Below are 17,140 nucleotides of genomic sequence, written 5' to 3'. Positions count from 1 at the left end.
GGGGTGCGGGCCTCTCCGTATCTCCGTATGCCCTACTGGTCCTTCGCGGCCTTCTTCTCCTCGGCGTCCTCGATGACCGCCTCGGCGACCTGCTGCATCGACAGCCGCCGGTCCATCGACGTCTTCTGGATCCAGCGGAACGCGGCCGGCTCCGTCAGCCCGTACTGCGTCTGCAGAACGCTCTTCGCACGGTCCACGAGCTTGCGCGTCTCCAGCCGCTGCGAAAGGTCGGCGACCTCCTGCTCCAGAGCCTTCAGCTCGGTGAACCGGGACACCGCCATCTCGATGGCCGGCACCACATCACTCTTGCTGAACGGCTTCACCAGATACGCCATGGCCCCGGCGTCCCGAGCCCGCTCGACGAGATCGCGCTGCGAGAACGCGGTGAGCATCAGGACGGGGGCGATGGACTCCTCGGCGATCTTCTCGGCCGCGGAAATCCCGTCCAGGACGGGCATCTTCACATCCAGAATCACCAGATCGGGCCGGTGCTCCCGGGCCAGCTCGATGGCTCGCTGCCCGTCTCCGGCCTCGCCGACGACCGCGTAGCCCTCTTCCTCCAGCATCTCTTTGAGGTCGAGACGGATGAGGGCCTCGTCCTCGGCGATCACGACGCGGGTCGTCAGCGGAGGGACATGCGACTTGTCGTCGTCGGCGACGGGCTGGGGCGAGTCGGGGGCGGTCACGGGAGCTCCTCGTTCAGGGCAGGCACAGCTCCCAAGAGCCTACCCAGCTGCGGTAAGGTGGTGCTGCAGCAGGTCGGGGGCATCCTTTGATTCTGCGAGCCCCGGTAGCCCAATTGGCAGCAGGCAATGGATTCAAAACCCATACAGTGTCGGTTCGAGTCCGACCCGGGGCACTTTTCCTTCGGTTCCAAGGTCACGTCGGAATAGTTGAAGTTCACGTGAACGTGTGATCGTTTCACCGTTCCGCTCCCGGGCCCTGAAGATCCAGCCAGGCTCGTTCGCATGTACGACCCGGATACGCGCAAGCGAGCCCTGACGCTCGTCACCCAAGGGCGCAGCCTGAACTCGGTAAGCAAGCAGACCGGAATATCGCGCGCCGCAATCCGCGAGTGGCGGACGCGGATCGATCCCCTGCCACGCATGCAAGCCCCACCGTGTCCCAGATGCCTGCCCGATCGCGGACTTCCTGACGATGCCCCCGCGTACTCCTATCTCCTGGGCCTCTACCTCGGCGATGGTTGCATCAGCGCCCACCCACGCGGCGGATACCACCTGCGGATCGCGTGCGCCGACGCGTGGCCCGGGCTGATCGACAGCTGCCGGTCCGCCATCTTGGCGGTCCGCCCGGAGGGCAGTGTTTACATTCTGCAGAAGCAGGGCTGTGCGATGGTCACGAGCTATGGCAGGCACTGGCCATGCCTATTCCCCCAGCACGGGCCGGGCAAGAAGCACGACCGGAAGATCGCGCTTGAACCTTGGCAGCAGGAGATCGTTGACGGGCACCCTTGGGAGTTCATCCGCGGTCTGGTCCACTCCGACGGCTGTCGGATCACGAACTGGACCACCCGCCTCGTCAACGGCGCACAGAAACGCTACGAGTACCCGCGGTACTTCTTCACCAACGTCTCGGACGACATCCGGCAGCTCTACACCGAGGCTCTCGACAACGTTGGCGTCGAGTGGAAGCAGGCCAACCCGAAGAACATCTCCGTCGCCAAGCGCGCGTCCGTCGCTCTCATGGATCTGTACGTCGGGCCGAAGTACTGATCCCCCAGCCCGACAGCCCGTCCCGCCGCCTACTTGGGGCTGTCGTCCTCGCCGATGTGGTGGACGCGCACCAGGTTCGTCGAGCCCGGGACGCCGGGCGGCGAGCCCGCCGTGATCACGACGATGTCACCCTTCTCGCAGCGGCCGATCTTCAGCAGCTCCTCGTCGACCTGAGCGACCATCGCGTCCGTGGAGTCGACACGCGGGCCGAGGAAGGTCTCCACGCCCCAGGTGAGATTGAGCTGGGAGCGGGTGGCCGCGTCCGGGGTGAAGGCGAGCAGCGGGATCGGTGAGCGGTAGCGGGAGAGGCGCCTGACCGTGTCGCCGGACTGGGTGAAGGCGACCAGGAACTTCGCGCCCAGGAAGTCGCCCATCTCCGCGGCCGCGCGGGCCACGGCGCCGCCCTGGGTGCGGGGCTTGTTGCGTTCGGTCAGCGGGGGCAGGCCCTTGGCGAGGACGTCTTCCTCGGCCGCCTCGACGATGCGGCTCATCGTCTTCACCGTCTCGACCGGGTACTTGCCGACGCTGGTCTCGCCGGAGAGCATCACGGCGTCGGTGCCGTCGATGACGGCGTTGGCGACGTCGGACGCCTCGGCGCGTGTGGGGCGGGAGTTGTCGATCATCGAGTCGAGCATCTGGGTGGCGACGATGACCGGCTTGGCGTTGCGCTTGGCGAGCTTGATCGCGCGCTTCTGGACGATCGGCACCTGCTCCAGTGGCATTTCGACGCCGAGGTCGCCGCGGGCGACCATGATGCCGTCGAAGGCGGCCACGATGTCGTCGATGTTCTCGACGGCCTGCGGCTTCTCCACCTTTGCGATGACGGGGAGGCGGCGGCCCTCCTCCTCCATGATCCGGTGGACGTCGTCGATGTCGCGTCCGCTGCGTACGAAGGAGAGCGCGATGATGTCGGCCCCGATGCGCAGCGCCCAGCGGAGGTCCTCGATGTCCTTCTCGGAGAGGGCTGGGACGGAGACTGCGACGCCGGGGAGGTTGAGGCCCTTGTGGTCGGAGACCATGCCGCCTTCGACGACGGTGGTGTGGACCCGGGGGCCGTCCACCGCGGTCACTTCGAGGGCGACCTTGCCGTCGTCGACGAGGATGCGCTCACCGGTGGTGACATCGCCCGCGAGGCCCTGGTAGGTGGTGCCGCAGGTGTGGCGGTCGCCTTCCGTCTCCTCGACGGTGATGGTGAATTCATCGCCGCGTTCAAGCAGTACGGGACCTTCACGGAAGCGTCCGAGGCGAATCTTCGGACCTTGAAGGTCGGCGAGGATACCGACGCTGCGGCCTGTTTCGTCGGATGCTTTGCGTACGCGCTGGTAGCGCTCCTCGTGCTCGGCGTAGGTGCCGTGGCTGAGGTTGAAGCGGGCGACGTCCATTCCGGCTTCGACCAGTGCCTTGATCTGGTCGTATGAGTCGGTGGCGGGCCCCAGGGTGCAGACGATCTTTGCTCGGCGCATGGTTCGAGCCTAGGGCTTACCGGCGGGTAGAGAATTGGTCGCGCATGACTACTCAACAACCTTTACGTGAAGGGTTATTGACAAGTGTTGAATTGTGCGCAGCGGTGCTCTGATGAGCATTCATGACAAGTATGTGCGCAGCACCCAGGGGCCGGTCCGTAACGCAGTGTGATCACGGGGCGTGATGACGGGGACCTCGCTCGCTAAAGCTGCGGAGGAGTCATCGTGAAGCGCGCGTTCACCTGTGCGTAGACCGTCTGGCGCTGCGGTTCCAGATCGAGCGCCGGGGCCGTCTCGGCGGCCTCGGCCGAGCCGTACGCGGCCATGCGCATGCCGCCGGGAGCGGGCGGCATGCCGTACGGGACGGCGTTCTCGGCACCCAGGTCGGCCAGCTCGACCAGGGCGGCCAGCCTCGCCCCCAGTGCCTCGGCGTACTCACGGGCGCGCTGGACCGCCTCCCGCACCGCCTGGCGGCGGGCCTCGCCGTGGGCCGGGGAGTCGGGGCGCAGTGACCACCAGGGACCGTCAACCCGGGTCAGCTCCAGATCCGCGAGCCGGGTGGTGAGTTCTCCGAGCGCGGTGAAGTCGGCGAGCTCGGCGGTGATGTGGACCCGGCCGTGATAGGCGCGGACCCGTTCGCCCCTGCCGTGGCGGCCCAGTTCGGGGCTGATGGAGAACGCGCCGGTCTCCAGCTTCTCCACCGATTCGCCGTACGACTTGATCAGGTCCAGGACGGCGGAGTTGCGGCGGGTGAGGTCTTCCAGCGCGCTGCGCCGGTCGGTGCCGCGTGCGCTGACCGCGACGCCGATCCTGGCGATCTCCGGGTCGAACTCCAGGCGCGCCTCGCCGCGCACGGCGACGCGCGGCGTCTCGGGGGTGCCGTACGGCGCGGCGGTGTTGGGTGCGTCGGTGGTCACGGGAAGCTCCCTCGTACGTCCTCAAACAGTCGTCATGGACACTCTCGCACCCGCCGACGACAACTGGCAGACACCAGATCGAAACCCGCGAGGGGTGTTGCCGCGCGATGCTTCTGAGCCAGAATCTACGCGCGTTGTGCAGCTGACCGATGGACATCGAGGGAGACGAAATGCCGCTGAACCGAAGGACGTTCCTGGAGCGTTCGGCCGCCGCCGGGGCGGGAGTGGCCGTCGCCGGCGCCGCCGCCGCGCCCGCCGCGGCGGAGGGCCAGAGCCACGGACGTCCGCCGAAGCGGTACTCGTTCACCGTCATGGGCACCACCGATCTGCACGGCAATGTCTTCAACTGGGACTACTTCACGGACAAGGAGTTCGACGACAAGGCACACAACGACGTGGGCCTGGCGAAGATCTCGACGCTTGTCGATCAGGTGCGGAAGGAGAAGGGACGGCGCAACACCCTCCTCATCGACGCGGGTGACACCATCCAGGGCACCCAGCTGTCGTACTACTACGCGAAGGTCGACCCGATCACGGCCAAGCGCGGCCCTGTGCATCCCATGGCGCAGGCCATGAACGCCATGGGCTACGACGCTGCGGCGCTCGGCAACCACGAGTTCAACTACGGCATCCCGGTGCTGCGGAAGTTCGAGGAGCAGTGCGACTTCCCGCTGCTCGGCGCGAACGCGCTGGACGCCAAGACGCTCCGTCCGGCCTTCCCGCCGTACAGCATCCACCGCCTGTGCACCCCGCACGGCCGTGACGTCAAGGTCGCGGTCCTCGGCCTGACCAACCCCGGCATCGCCATCTGGGACAAGGCCAATGTCCAGGGCAAGATGGTCTTCCCCGGTCTGGAGGAGCAGGCAGCGAAGTGGGTGCCGAAGCTGCGCTCCATGGGCGCGGACGTCGTGATCGTCTCCGCCCACTCGGGCTCCAGCGGCACTTCTTCGTACGGCGACCAGCTCCCGTACATCGAGAACGCCGCCGGTCTCGTCGCCGAGCAGGTGCCCGGCATCGACGCGATACTCGTCGGTCACGCGCACACCGAGATCGCCGAGTACTTCGTCGCCAACAAGGAGACCGGCGAGAAGGTCGTACTCTCCGAGCCGCTCAAGTGGGGCCAGCGGCTCACCCTCTTCGACTTCGACCTGGTCTGGAACAAGGGCCGCTGGACGGTCGAGAAGGTCGGCGCGCAGGTCCTCAACTCCAACACGGCCGCCGAGGATCCGAAGATCACCCGGCTCCTCGACGACGAGCACAAGAAGGTCGTCGCGTACGTCAACCAGGTCATCGGCACCTCCGCCGCCGCGATGGCCGCGACCGAGGGCCCGTACAAGGACGTCCCGATCATCGATCTGATCAACCATGTCCAGGCGGAGACGGTGAAGACCGCCCTGGCCGGCGGCGAGTACGCGGCGCTGCCCGTCGTCTCCCAGGCCTCCTGTTTCTCCCGGACGGCGGCGATCCCGGCCGGCCAGGTGACGATCCGCGAAGCGGCCGGACTGTACGTCTTCGAGAACACCCTGGAGGCGCGGCTGCTGACCGGCGCCCAGCTGAAGGACTATCTGGAGTTCTCCGCGAAGTACTTCGTCCAGACGGCCCCCGGTGCTCCGGTGGACCCGGCGAGGCTCACCAACGCCGACAGCATTCCGGACTACAACTACGACGCTCTGTACGGCCTGACGTACGAGATCGACATCGCGAAGCCGGGCGGTTCGCGGATCGTGAACCTGTCCTTCGCGGGCAAGCCGATCGATCCGGCCGCTCAGTTCGTGCTGGCGGTCAACAACTACCGGGCCAGCGGCGGCGGGAACTTCCCGCATGTCGCACAGGCCAAGCAGCTGTGGGCCAACTCCGACGAGATCCGCAACACGATCATCACGTGGGCGAAGGCCAAGGGCACGATCGATCCCGCGCAGTTCGCTTCGGTGGACTGGAAGCTGACGCGGGACGGCACGCCCGTCTTCTGATCAGGAGTGTTCCAGCAGCGGGCGCAGGCCCTCCGGCGTGTGTGCCGGCAGGGCCCGTTCGCGGTCCAGGCCGAAGCTGGTGAAGGCGGTGCGACGCGGCAGCGGGTAGGGCTCCTTGCCGGTGAGGGAGTTGAGGATGCTCGCGCTGCGCCAGGCGGCCAGGCCGAGGTCGGGCGCGCCGACGCCGTGCGTGTGCCGCTCCGCGTTCTGTACGTACACCGAGCCGGTCACCGAACTCTCCAGGAGCAGCCGGAACTGGTCGTCGATGCGCGGGCGCCCGGCCGCGTCACGGATCATGTGCGGGTCGAGGCCGGCCAGCATCCGGTCGAGCGAGCGCTCGCGGTAGCCGGTGGCGAGGACCACGGCGTCGGTGGTGAGGCGGGAGCGGGTGCCCTGCTGGGTGTGCTCGATGTGGAGTTCGACCTTGGTGGTGGCGACCCGGCCGGCGGTGCGGACCGAGACGCCGGGAGTGAGGACGGCGTCGGGCCAGCCGCCGTTCAGGGTGCGGCGGTAGAGCTCGTCGTGGATGGCGGCGATGGTGTCGGCGTCGATGCCCTTGTGGAGCTGCCACTGGCGTGGGACGAGGGCGTCGCGGGTCTGCTCGGGCAGCGCGTGGAAGTAGCGGGTGTAGTCGGGGGTGAAGTGCTCCAGGCCGAGCTTGGAGTACTCCATCGGCGCGAAGGCTTCGGTACGGGCCAGCCAGTGGATCTTCTCGGCGCCCGCCGGCCGGGCCCGTAGCAGGTCGAGGAAGACCTCGGCGCCCGACTGTCCGGAGCCGATGATCGTGATGTGCTCGGCGGCCAGCAGCCGTTCGCGGTTGTCGAGGTAGTCGGCGGAGTGGATGACCGGGACGGTCGGGGCGTCGGCGAGCGGTCTGAGCGGCTCGGGCACGTACGGCTCGGTGCCGATGCCGAGCGCGATGTGCCGGGTGTACGCGCGCCCCAGGGCCTCCGCCTCGCCCTCGGCGTCGAGCTGCGTGAAGTCGACCTCGAACAGGGAGCGTTCGGGGTTCCAGCGCACGGCGTCGACCTGGTGGCCGAAGTGCAGGCCGGTGAGGCTGTCGCTGACCCAGCGGCAGTAGTCGTCGTACTCGGCGCGCTGGATGTGGAACCGCTCGGCGAAGTAGAAGGGGAAGAGCCGGTCCCGGGAGCGCAGATAGTTGAGGAAGGACCAGGGGCTGGCGGGGTCGGCGAGCGTCACCAGGTCGGCGAGGAACGGGACTTGGAGGGTTGTGCCCTCGATCAGCAGGCCGGGGTGCCAGTGGAAGGCGGGCCGCTGCTCGTAGAAGGCGGTGGCGAGGCCGCCGTGGACACCGTCGGCGAGCGCGGCGAGGGAGAGGTTGAACGGGCCGATGCCGATGCCCACGAGGTCGTGGGGCTGGGGGTCCCCCCACGCCCCCTGGGGGGAGTGTTCGGTTGCGGGCATGCCGGTCATCGTGGGGTGCTGCCTTTCACGAGTTCGATCAGGACTTCCTGGATCAGAGCTGCCAGGTCGCCGGGGGTGGCGTGCGGGTTGAGCAGGGTGGCCTTGAGCCAGAGGCGGCCGTCGGCGCGGGCCCGGCCGAGTACGGCCCGGCCGTCGGCGAGGAGCGTGCGGCGGATGTCCGCGGTCTGCTCGTCGGTGGCCCCGGTGGGCCGGAACAGGACGGTGGAGAGTACGGGCCGCTCATACAGGTCGAGGCGGGGGTGCTCCTCGACGAGGTCGGCGAGTTGCTGGGCGGCGGCGCAGGTGCGGTCGACGAGCGCGCCGAGGCCGGTGCGGCCGAGCGCCCGGAGGGTGACGGCGACTTTGAGGATGTCGGGGCGTCGTGTCGTACGCAGGGAGCGGCCCAGCAGGTCGGGCAGCCCGGCCTCGGTGTCGTCGTCGGCGTTGAGGTAGTCGGCGGTGATGCCGAGGGGAGCGATCAGGGCCCGGTCGGGTACGGCGAGCAGGCCAGCAGCGATCGGCTGCCAGCCCAGTTTGTGCAGGTCGAGGGTTACGGATTGGGCGCGCTCCAGGCCGGCCAGCTTGCCGCGGTGCTCCGCGCTGAACAGCAGCGGTCCGCCGTAGGCGGCGTCGATGTGGAGCTCGGCGCCGTGGCGCCCGCACAGGTCGGCGATCTCGGGGAGCGGGTCGATTCGCCCTGTGTCGGTGGTGCCCGCGGTGGCGGCGACGAGGAGCGGGCCGGGCAGATCCGCGAGGGCCTTGTCGAGTGCGGCGGGGTCGAGGACGCCGGAGGGGGTGGGGACGGTCACCGGCTCGGGCAGGCCGAGGAGCCAGGCGGCGCGGTGTACGGAGTGATGGGCGGCGGCGCCGCATATCACCTGGACCGCGCCGCGGCGTTCGCGGGCCAGCAGCAGGCCGAGCAGGTTGGACTCGGTGCCGCCGGTGGTGACGAGGGCGTCGGGGCCGGCCTGGTGCGGGTAGACCTCGGCGGAGAGGGCGCGGCAGACCAGGGCCTCCAGCTCGGACGCGGCCGGGGCCTGGTCCCAGGAGTCCATGGAGGGGTTGAGCGCGGAGGCGGCGAGATCGGCGGCGACGGCGAGCGCGAGTGGCGAGGTGTGCAGATGGGCCACGCACAGGGGGTCCGCGGGGTCGGCGGCGCCGTGCGCGAGGGTGCGGACGAGGCCGCGCAGGGCGTCTTCGGCGCCGGTGCCGCGGTCGGGGAGCACGGGCTCGGCGGCCTCGCGGACCCGCGCGGCGACGGCGTCGGGGCCGCCGGCGGGGAACGGCCCGCCGCGCGCCACCGCGCCCTCGTGGAGCGCATCGAGCACGACGGCGAGCAGCGGCCGCAGGGCGTCGGGGCCTGCGGTTCCTCCGGCGAGGGGCGGGCCGGGCGGCGGCGTACTCATGCGGGGTCCTCCGGTGAGCGCGGGGTGTCACACCAGGGTGTACGGGGGACCCGGCGGGGTGCCCGCAGAGCTCAACGATCCGGACCCGAAAGTGGTACTGCGGTGGGGAAGGGGGGAGTTGGGGGGCGGGTTGTTGATATGGCCCGGGGGGTGAGTGGGGTGCGGGGGCCGCTGCGCGGAGCCTGTTCCCCTACCCGCCCCTTCCCGCAACTGGGGCTCCGCCCCAGACCCCGCGCCTCAAACTCCCCCAGACTCCGTCCGGGGGGACCCCCACGAGGCTTGATTTCGGGGCTCCGCCCCGGACCCGCTCCTCAATCGCCGGAGGGGCTGAATTTCGGGGCGGAGCCATCAGCGAGGGCTAGCCGCCGCGGACCGTCAACGCGCGGCGCAGGTCGTCGAGTTGGTCGGCCAGCTTGCGGCGCAGCGCCGGGATCAGGTCCGCGTCGCGCAGGCACTCCTCGCCCAGTCGCAGCGCCTCCGCGTCCACCGCGTGGAGCGGGAAGGCGTAGCGGCCCGCCGCCTCCGCGATGGCGGGGCCGCGGCGGGTGGCCAGGGACACCGAGTCGGAGTAGTAGCGGGGGACGTACTCCCTTACCAGATCGGCCTGTTCGGGCTGCCAGAAGCCCTGGGCCGTTGCCGTGAACAGGTAGTTGGACAGCGAGTCCGTGGTGAACAGCCGCTGCCAGGCCGCCGCCTTCGCCTCCGGCGTGGGCAGGGCTGCGCGGCAGCGGGCCGCGCCCTCCTGGCCGGTGGCGCTGGGGTCGCGGTCAAGTTCCGCGGCGATCGCCGCGTCGTCGATCGCGCCGAGGACCGCGAGGCGGTACAGGATGCGCCAGCGCAGTTCCGGGTCGAGCTCCGGGCCGCCGGGCACGCTGCCGTCGGCCAGCCACTCCTGGAGCGTCTCCGGCTGGGCGGCGGCGTCGATGAAGTGGCGTACGGCGGTCAGGCGCAGGCCGGGGCCGTTGCCGTCCTCGGTGCGGCGCAGCAGGTCGCGGCAGATGCCCCTGATCGCGCCGAGGGCGGCGGGCCGCTCGTCGGCGGGAAGGTAGCGGTCGGCGATCTGGCCGGCGGCGAAGGCGAGGACGCCCTGGACGACGGCGAGGTCCGACTCGTGCGGGAGGTGGGCGCTGGCGGCCTCCAGATAGGCGGTGGGGGTCATGGTCAGGGGGCCGGAATTCGCCCCGCGGGAGACGCTGCCGCCGTCGCGGACCATGTCGCGGGCGGCGTTCCACACGACGGCGCGGGTCAGCGGGTCCGGGATGCCGGAGAGGGAGCGTACGGCCGTGTCCCAGGAGGCGGCGTCCAGGCGGACCTTGGCGTAGCTGGCGTCGCCGTCGTTGAGGACGACGAGGGCCGGGCGACGGCCCGGGTGGGTGCCGCCGTTCCCGTTCTGCGGGACGTCCAGTTCGAGCCTGTCTCGCAGCACGAGCCGGCCGGGGTCCACCGGGTCGGCGTCGTACGCGCCGACCGCGATGCGGTGCGGGCGGCTGCCGTCGCGGGCGATCTGCAGCGCCCAGCTGCCGTTGGACTCGGTGACCGTCGGCGTGAGGGTGTCGACGCCGGTCGTACGCAGCCAGGACTCCGCCCAGCCGTGCACATCGCGGTCAGTGGCGTGCGCGAGGGAGTCGATGAAGTCGGCGAGTGTGGCGTTGGCGAACTTGTGCCGGGCGAAGTGGGTGTTGATCCCGGCGAGGAAGTCCTTCTCGCCCAGCCAGGTCACCAGCTGGCGCAGGGCGGACGCGCCCTTGGCGTACGAGATGCCGTCGAAGTTGAGCATTGCCGACGCGGTGTCGGGGACGGCGTGCGGGTCCGGGACGACGGGGTGGGTGGAGGGCCGCTGGTCGGCGTCGTAGCCCCAGGACTTGCGGCCGATCGCGAAGTCAACCCAGGTGTCGGTGAAGCGAGTGGCCTCGGTGAGGGTCTGGTAGCCCATGTACTCGGCGAAGGACTCGTTCAGCCAGATGTCGTCCCACCACTTGAGCGTGACGAGGTCGCCGAACCACATGTGGGCCATCTCGTGGGCGATGACCATGGCGTGGGTCTGCCGCTCGGTGTCGGTGACGGCGGAGCGGTAGATGAACTCGTCGCGGAAGGTGACCAGGCCCGGGTTCTCCATCGCCCCGGCGTTGAACTCGGGCACGAATGCCTGGTCGTAGGAGTCGAAGGGGTACGGCTCCTCGAACTTCTCGTGGTACCGGTCGTAGCACTGGCGTGTGATCTCGAGGATCTCCTCGGCGTCCGCGTCGAGGTGGGGGGCGAGCGAGCGGCGGCAGTGGATGCCGAAGGGCAGCCCTGCGTGCTCGGTTGTCACGGAGTGCCAGGGGCCCGCCGCGACGGCCACGAAGTAGGTGGCGAGCGGTGGGGTCTCCGCGCAGGTCCAGCGGCCGTCGCCGTCGGGGGTGGCGACGCCGTTGCCGAGGACGGTCCAGCCCTCGGGCGCTGTGACGGAAATTTCGAAGACGGCCTTGAGGTCGGGCTGGTCGAAGGCGGCGAAGACGCGCTGGACGTCCTCCATGAAGAGCTGGGTGTAGACGTAAGTCTCGCCGTCGGTGGGGTCGGTGAAGCGGTGCATGCCTTCACCGGTGCGGGAGTAGCGCATGTCCGCCTCGACGCGCAGTTCGTGCTCCCCGGCGCTCAGGCCGGTGAGCGCGAGCCGGTTCTCGGCGAGTGACTCCGGGTCGATGGGCTGCCCGTCGAGAGTGACGGAGCGCAGCACGGCCGGCTTGAGCTCGACGAAGGTGTCCCCGGCCGCGCGCGCGGTGAACTGGATGACGGTTCGGGAGTCGAAGGTCTCTTCGCCGCCGGTGAGATCGAGCTCGACCGTGTACCGGTGGACGTCGAGGAGCTGGGCTCGGGTCTGCGCTTCGTCGCGCGTCAGTACGGACATGGGGGCCATGCTGCCCGATGGCCCCTGTCCTGCACACGGGTATCGATTGTGCTCTCGGCGCACAGACCGGCGGCGGGGGCCTCAGGCGTCGGGCGATGCCTTCGGGGCGGCGTCCGAGGCCGTTTTCGGGGCCGTGTTCCGGTCGGCCCCAGGGCCTTCCTTCGGGCCGGCCGCGATTGTCTCGTGGTGGCGGATGACCTCGGCGATGATGAAGTTCAGCAGCTTCTCCGCGAAGGCGGGGTCCAGCTTCGCGCTCTCCGCGAGCTGCCGCAGCCGCTCGATCTGGCGGGACTCACGGTCCGGGTCGGCGGGCGGCAGATGGTGCTGCGCCTTGAGGTGGCCGACCTGCTGTGTGCACTTGAAACGCTCGGCGAGCATATGGACGACTGCCGCGTCGATGTTGTCGATGCTCTCGCGCAGACGGTTCAGTTCGGCGCGCACGTTCTCGTCGATGTCCCTCGTGGTCATGGTCATCGAGCTTACGTCGATGAGGCTGCCCGCCGATCACGAGGTGATCGTCGGCGGGTGTTCGGGGTCCGGGATCTGGTTGCTCCAGCCGCCCGGGACGGCGCGGCCCTGCTGCTCGCGGAAGCGGATGGGGGCGGTGCCGACGCGGCGGGTGAACAGCCGGGAGAAGTACGCAGGGTCCTCGTAGCCGACGCGGCGGGCGACGGCGGCGACGGGGAGTTCGGTGGCCGCGAGCAGTTCCTTGGCCCGGCCCAGGCGGATGCCGAGGAGGTAGTCCTTGGGGCTGCAGCCGGCGCCGCGGCGGACCGCGGTGCGCAGTTCGGCGGGGGTCATACCGTGCCGGGCCGCGTGTTCGGCGACGGAGAGCGGCTGGAAGGCGTCGCGGGCGAGGGCGGTGAGCACCGGGTCGCCGACGGCATTGGTGTCGGCGCGGCCGCGGCGCAGGGCGACGAGGAGCTCATGGACGGCGGCGCCCGTCTCGACCTCCAGGAGCGGGTTGCCGAGGCGTGCGGCGCGGACGATGCGGCCGACGGCGGCGCGGGCGCCCGTGGCCTCGGAGAGCGGGACGACGGGCCGGTCGGGCTCGATGTAGCCGAGCTCGGTGTACGTGGCGGTGGCGGGCCCGGTGAAGTCGACGAAGCTCTCGTCCCAGCCGCCGGCCGGATCGGGGCCGTAGTGGTGCGGGACGCCGGGGGTGAGCCAGATCAGGGCGGGTGCGGTGACGGCGGTGCGCCGTCCGTCGGGGCCGCGGAACCAGCCGCCGCCGGCGCTGATCACGACGGCGACATGGTGGTCGAGGGTGCGGGGGCCGACGGTGGGCAGGACGCCGTGCTGAAGGCCGACGCCGAGACAGACGAGGCCGAGGCGGTGGTGGACGGGGGCGGGGGTGAAATAGCGCATCCAGGTGTGGTACATCCGCCTTCGTCCTTTCCCTGGGCGCCGGAGGCTCCGCACTGCGTCCAAACAGCGCCGATCTTTGTCCATGGACCGGCCTGCCGCCAGGGGGCGATCGTGTCGACAACGGGTACGAGCGCCCGGAGGTGAACCGAGCGCATAAGGGGTGTCGGTGGGTGAGTTCACTGTGGGCGATGAGGACTTCCTCGTGGACGGGCGGCCGGTGCGGCTGCTGTCCGGGGCGCTGCACTACTTCCGGGTGCACGAGGAGCAGTGGGGCCACCGGCTGGCGATGCTGCGGGCCATGGGCCTCAACTGCGTGGAGACCTACGTCCCCTGGAATCTGCACGAGCCGGAGCCCGGCCGGTACGCCGACGCGGACGCACTCGCCCGGTTCCTCGACGCCGCGCACGCGGCCGGGCTGTGGGCGATCGTGCGCCCCGGTCCGTACATCTGCGCCGAGTGGGAGAACGGCGGGCTGCCGCACTGGCTGACCGGCCGGCTCGGACGGCGCGTGCGCACGGACGACGCCGAGTATCTGGGGCATGTGGAGCGCTGGTTCACCCGGTTGCTGCCGCAGGTCGTGGAGCGCCAGTCCGGCCCCGGCGGCGGCCCGGTGATCATGATGCAGGTCGAGAACGAGTACGGCAGTTACGGCTCCGACCAGGGCTATCTGCGCCATCTCGTGGACCTGCTGCGCGGCTGCGGGGTGACCGTGCCGCTGTTCACATCCGACGGGCCCGAGGACCATATGCTGACCGGCGGTTCGGTGCCGGGGGTGCTCGCGACCGTGAACTTCGGCTCGGGGGCCCGCGAGAGCTTCGAGACGCTGCGCCGCCATCGGCCCACCGGGCCGCTGATGTGCATGGAGTTCTGGTGCGGCTGGTTCGATCACTGGGGCACGGACCATGCCGTACGGAAGCCGGCGGACGCGGCCGCGGCTCTGCGGGAGATCCTGGCGGCCGGGGCCTCGGTGAATGTGTACATGGCCCACGGCGGGACGAGCTTCGGAGGCTGGGCGGGGGCGAACCGCGCGGGCGACTTGCACGACGGCGCGCTGGAGCCGACCGTCACGTCGTACGACTACGACGCGCCGATCGACGAGGCCGGCCGGCCCACGGAGAAGTTCTGGCTGTTCAGGGACGTGCTGGCGCTGTATCAGGAGAGTCCGCTGCCGGAGCTGCCAGAACTGCCGGAGCTGCCGGAGCTGCCGCCCGCGCCGCCCGCTCTGGGTGGGCCGGTGCGGGCGGAGTTGGGCGAGTGGGCGCCGCTCGGCGACGTACTCGAGACGCTCGGTGACGCGGAGGTGGACTCGCCCGTTCCGCCGACGTTCGAGGAGTTGGGCGTGGACCGCGGCGTGGTCCGCTACCGGGTGGACGTGCCGGGGCCCAGGGCCGCGTACCCGCTGACCGTGAGCGGGCTGCGGGATCTGGCGGTGCTGTACGTGGACGGGGTGCGGGGCGAGTTGGGCGACCCGGTGGCCGGGCCTGCCGCGGTCGAGCTGTGGGTCGAGTCGCTGGGGCGGGTCAACTACGGGCCGCTGACGGGCGAGTCCAAGGGCATCACCGGCGGCGTACTGCACGAGCGGCAGTATCTGCACGGCGTACGGGCCCGGGCGCTGCGGCTGGCCGCCTTCGACGAGGAGGGCGCGGTCGCGAAGGTGCCGTTCCGGTCCGCGGAGGCGGGTGGCGGTCCTGGGCTGTACCGGGGTGCCGCGAAGACCCCTGCCCCCGGGGACGCCCGGATTGAACTGCCTGGCTGGGGACGGGGGTTCGTCTGGGTGAACGGCTTCTGCCTGGGGCGGTACTGGAGTGCCGGGCCGCAGCGGTCCCTGTTCGTCCCTGGCCCTGTGCTGCGGGCGGGCGCGAACGAGGTGTGGGTGCTCGAGCTCGACGGCGCGACCGGGGACGTACGCCTGGCCTGAGCGCCCCGCCAGTACGAGCACACCGCCAGGGACGAACACGCCCATGGGCAAAGGAGGGGCGGGTGTTGGACGGACGCGTCCAGCACACCTGCCCCTCCCCCGCTCAGGTTCTAGAGGCCTGCCGCGGCGGACTTGATGGCGGCGGCGAAGGTGGACACCTCGGTGTAGACACCCGGGAGGTTGGGCCGTGCGCAGCCCTCGCCCCAGCTGACGATGCCGACCTGGATCCACGCGTTGTTGTTGTCCTTGCGGAACATCGGGCCGCCCGAGTCACCCTGGCAGGTGTCGACACCGCCCTGCGGGAGACCGGCGCAGATCTCCTCGCGGGAGACGAGCTCGGGGTACGCCTGCTTACAGCTGGCGTCGGAGACGAAGGGCACCTTGGCCTTGAGGAGGTAGCGCTGCTGAGCGCCGCCCTCGCGGGCCGCGCCCCAGCCGGCGACGTCGAACGTGCCGTTGTCGAACGCCTTCGTCTCAGCGATCTTCAGGGTGGGCAGGTTGATCGGCTTGGCGAGCTTGATCAGCGCCCAGTCCTTGCCCGTGCCGTTGTAGCCGGGGGCCTGGAGGACCTTGGTCGACTTGACCTTTATGGCGCTGGAGCTCTGCAGGTCGACGACGCCCGCGGTCGCGGTGATGCTGGTGTTGTTGCCGGAGCCGTTCACACAGTGGGCGGCGGTCAGCACGATGTCCTTGGCGTACAGCGCGCCGCCACAGCCCATGGAGAGCCGGACCATGAACGGGAATTCGCCCTGGGCGGCGCGGGTTCCGCCGACGACGGGCGGCGCGGCGGCCGAGGCCGATGTGGGCTGGAGGCTGATCGCGGCGAGGACGACGGCGCCGGCCGCCGCGCATCTCTGGAGCACACGCATAAGCTTCAACGGACTGCCTTTCGTGGGGGGTTGAGCCTTTCGCTCACGCCGGATCCACGCAGCATCGTCCGCGCTGACATGGGCCCGACAAAGCGTGATCCGGATTATGGAGAGTGGATCACCCGTGCCACAAGGAGCAGTTTTCGGCCACCGTCACCAGCGGGATTCGCCCACCGTCACCAGCGGGGATTCGCCGCCCCTTCGCCGTAGAGTTGAGTCGGGCCGACCGTCGTGCATGGGGGTACGGGGACGTGGTGGCGAAGGACAGTGAGGTCGTACACGGCTATCCGCACCTCGACACCGTGCGGGCGGCCATCACCGCGCTGCACAGACGGCTCTCGCCCGAAGGCGTGCTCTCCTACGCGCCCAGCGTCCTGCCCGCCGATGTGGCCTTCGCCGACCATGACGATCTGCACCTGGGCGCACAGCGCGTCGCGCGCGCCCTGGTCCAGCATCTGCATCTGCCCGAGGCCCGGGTGATCGTGAGCTTCCGCGAGATGCACCACGCCGCGAGCGTCGAACTCACCGCGGGCCCCGAGTACTTCATCGAGCTGAACGACCGCTTCCGCACCCACCGCAGGGACATCGGCGCCGCCCTCGCCCACGAGATCATGCATGTGCTTCTGCACAGGCTCGACCTGTCCTTCCCCGGCACCCGCGCCAACGAGATCCTCACGGACACCGCGACCACCTATCTCGGCGCGGGCTGGCTGCTGCTCGACGCGTTCCGGGAGGACAGCCTCTCCAGCCAGAAACTGGGCTACCTCACGCCCGAGGAGTTCGGTTACGTCCTCGCCAAGCGGGCGATCGCCTTCGACGAGGACCCCTCGCCCTGGTTCACCAGCCCGCAGGGCTACACCGCGTACACAAAGGGCCGCGCCCAGGCGCTGCGCGACGCCCAGCGGCCGCCGCTGACCACCGCGGGCTGGACGGGCCGCCACCGCTATGCCAAGGAACGGCGCTACGCCATGGAGAACCCGGGCCGGGCCGCCGCCCACCACCCGGACGCCGGCTCCTCCGCGTACGCCTTCGAGCACGGCCCGGACGGGCTGCGCGTCTCCTTCCCCTGCCCCACCTGCCACCAGCGCATCCGGGTGCCCGTGCGCGGACGGGTGCGGGCCCGCTGCGGGCTGTGCCGGACGGTTCTCGAATGCGACACCTGACCGATCTTCCGTACGCTCGAA

The 17,140-nt window shown here is 70.2% G+C and carries 13 protein-coding genes and 1 tRNA gene; 5 read left to right on the top strand and 9 right to left on the bottom strand.

The window, feature by feature from the left end:
* Positions 1–32: 32 nt before the first annotated feature.
* Positions 33–686 carry an ANTAR domain-containing response regulator gene (locus tag QFZ67_RS29685; RefSeq protein ID WP_307664125.1) on the bottom strand — a complete coding sequence of 218 codons (654 nt, stop codon included), beginning with the start codon at positions 684–686 and terminating at the stop codon, positions 33–35.
* 98 nt (positions 687–784) lie between these two features.
* Here QFZ67_RS29685 and QFZ67_RS29680 point away from each other — a divergent pair.
* A tRNA-Leu gene (locus QFZ67_RS29680) sits at positions 785–859 on the top strand.
* Between the two features lie 109 nt (positions 860–968).
* Complete coding sequence (locus QFZ67_RS29675) at positions 969–1,733, top strand: hypothetical protein (protein WP_307664124.1); 765 nt, start codon at positions 969–971, stop codon at positions 1,731–1,733.
* A 29-nt stretch (positions 1,734–1,762) separates the two neighbouring features.
* Here the strand turns inward: QFZ67_RS29675 and pyk are convergent, their stop codons facing one another.
* Positions 1,763–3,196: a pyruvate kinase gene (pyk, locus tag QFZ67_RS29670; RefSeq protein ID WP_307664123.1), complete on the bottom strand. Its 1,434-nt coding sequence runs from the start codon at positions 3,194–3,196 to the stop codon at positions 1,763–1,765.
* Positions 3,197–3,399: 203 nt separating this feature from the next.
* Positions 3,400–4,113, bottom strand: coding sequence for an SIMPL domain-containing protein (locus QFZ67_RS29665; protein ID WP_307664122.1), 714 nt, complete (start codon positions 4,111–4,113; stop codon positions 3,400–3,402).
* A 170-nt stretch (positions 4,114–4,283) separates the two neighbouring features.
* Here QFZ67_RS29665 and QFZ67_RS29660 point away from each other — a divergent pair, with 170 nt between their 5' ends.
* Positions 4,284–6,083, top strand: coding sequence for a bifunctional UDP-sugar hydrolase/5'-nucleotidase (locus QFZ67_RS29660; protein ID WP_307666013.1), 1,800 nt, complete (start codon positions 4,284–4,286; stop codon positions 6,081–6,083).
* Here the strand turns inward: QFZ67_RS29660 and QFZ67_RS29655 are convergent, their stop codons facing one another.
* The 5 genes from QFZ67_RS29655 to QFZ67_RS29635 form a co-directional block, all read right to left on the bottom strand.
* Positions 6,084–7,517, bottom strand: a complete 1,434-nt coding sequence (locus QFZ67_RS29655; protein ID WP_307664121.1) for a lysine N(6)-hydroxylase/L-ornithine N(5)-oxygenase family protein — start codon at positions 7,515–7,517, stop codon at positions 6,084–6,086.
* Positions 7,514–8,914, bottom strand: coding sequence for an aminotransferase class V-fold PLP-dependent enzyme (locus QFZ67_RS29650; protein ID WP_307664120.1), 1,401 nt, complete (start codon positions 8,912–8,914; stop codon positions 7,514–7,516). The genes QFZ67_RS29655 and QFZ67_RS29650 overlap by 4 nt, the downstream gene beginning before the upstream one ends.
* A 358-nt stretch (positions 8,915–9,272) precedes the next feature.
* Positions 9,273–11,801, bottom strand: coding sequence for an aminopeptidase N (gene pepN / locus QFZ67_RS29645; RefSeq protein WP_307664119.1), 2,529 nt, complete (start codon positions 11,799–11,801; stop codon positions 9,273–9,275).
* An 81-nt stretch (positions 11,802–11,882) separates the two neighbouring features.
* Positions 11,883–12,269 carry a chorismate mutase gene (locus tag QFZ67_RS29640; protein WP_307664118.1) on the bottom strand — a complete coding sequence of 129 codons (387 nt, stop codon included), beginning with the start codon at positions 12,267–12,269 and terminating at the stop codon, positions 11,883–11,885.
* Between the two features lie 36 nt (positions 12,270–12,305).
* Positions 12,306–13,184, bottom strand: a complete 879-nt coding sequence (locus QFZ67_RS29635) for an AraC family transcriptional regulator (RefSeq protein ID WP_307664117.1) — start codon at positions 13,182–13,184, stop codon at positions 12,306–12,308.
* A 151-nt stretch (positions 13,185–13,335) separates the two neighbouring features.
* On the opposite strand from QFZ67_RS29635, the gene QFZ67_RS29630 reads away from it, so the two are divergent.
* On the top strand, positions 13,336–15,087 hold the full coding sequence (locus tag QFZ67_RS29630) for a beta-galactosidase family protein (protein WP_307664116.1): 1,752 nt from the start codon (positions 13,336–13,338) through the stop codon (positions 15,085–15,087).
* A gap of 110 nt (positions 15,088–15,197) precedes the next feature.
* Here the strand turns inward: QFZ67_RS29630 and QFZ67_RS29625 are convergent, their stop codons facing one another.
* Entirely contained in the window at positions 15,198–15,956 is a 759-nt protein-coding gene (locus QFZ67_RS29625; RefSeq protein ID WP_307664115.1) for a trypsin-like serine protease, read from the bottom strand.
* Positions 15,957–16,210: 254 nt separating this feature from the next.
* Between QFZ67_RS29625 and QFZ67_RS29620 the strand changes: the two genes are divergently transcribed.
* Positions 16,211–17,119, top strand: a complete 909-nt coding sequence (locus tag QFZ67_RS29620; RefSeq protein WP_307664114.1) for a hypothetical protein — start codon at positions 16,211–16,213, stop codon at positions 17,117–17,119.
* Positions 17,120–17,140 lie beyond the last annotated feature (21 nt).

The sequence above is a fragment of the Streptomyces sp. V1I1 genome (genome assembly GCF_030817355.1).
In the GTDB taxonomy this organism is placed as follows: domain Bacteria; phylum Actinomycetota; class Actinomycetes; order Streptomycetales; family Streptomycetaceae; genus Streptomyces.
Note: the sequence above shows the minus strand (reverse complement) of the source record. Positions and strands in the feature narration are given on the sequence as shown.

Coding starts and splice junctions, on each gene's coding strand:
- QFZ67_RS29675 (WP_307664124.1), top strand. CDS start 969: ATGTACGACCCGGATACGCGCAAGCGAGCCCTGACGCTCGTCACCCAA.
- pyk (WP_307664123.1), bottom strand. CDS start 3,196: ATGCGCCGAGCAAAGATCGTCTGCACCCTGGGGCCCGCCACCGACTCA.
- QFZ67_RS29660 (WP_307666013.1), top strand. CDS start 4,284: ATGCCGCTGAACCGAAGGACGTTCCTGGAGCGTTCGGCCGCCGCCGGG.
- QFZ67_RS29655 (WP_307664121.1), bottom strand. CDS start 7,517: ATGACCGGCATGCCCGCAACCGAACACTCCCCCCAGGGGGCGTGGGGG.
- QFZ67_RS29650 (WP_307664120.1), bottom strand. CDS start 8,914: ATGAGTACGCCGCCGCCCGGCCCGCCCCTCGCCGGAGGAACCGCAGGC.
- pepN (WP_307664119.1), bottom strand. CDS start 11,801: ATGTCCGTACTGACGCGCGACGAAGCGCAGACCCGAGCCCAGCTCCTC.
- QFZ67_RS29640 (WP_307664118.1), bottom strand. CDS start 12,269: ATGACCACGAGGGACATCGACGAGAACGTGCGCGCCGAACTGAACCGT.
- QFZ67_RS29635 (WP_307664117.1), bottom strand. CDS start 13,184: ATGTACCACACCTGGATGCGCTATTTCACCCCCGCCCCCGTCCACCAC.
- QFZ67_RS29625 (WP_307664115.1), bottom strand. CDS start 15,956: ATGCGTGTGCTCCAGAGATGCGCGGCGGCCGGCGCCGTCGTCCTCGCC.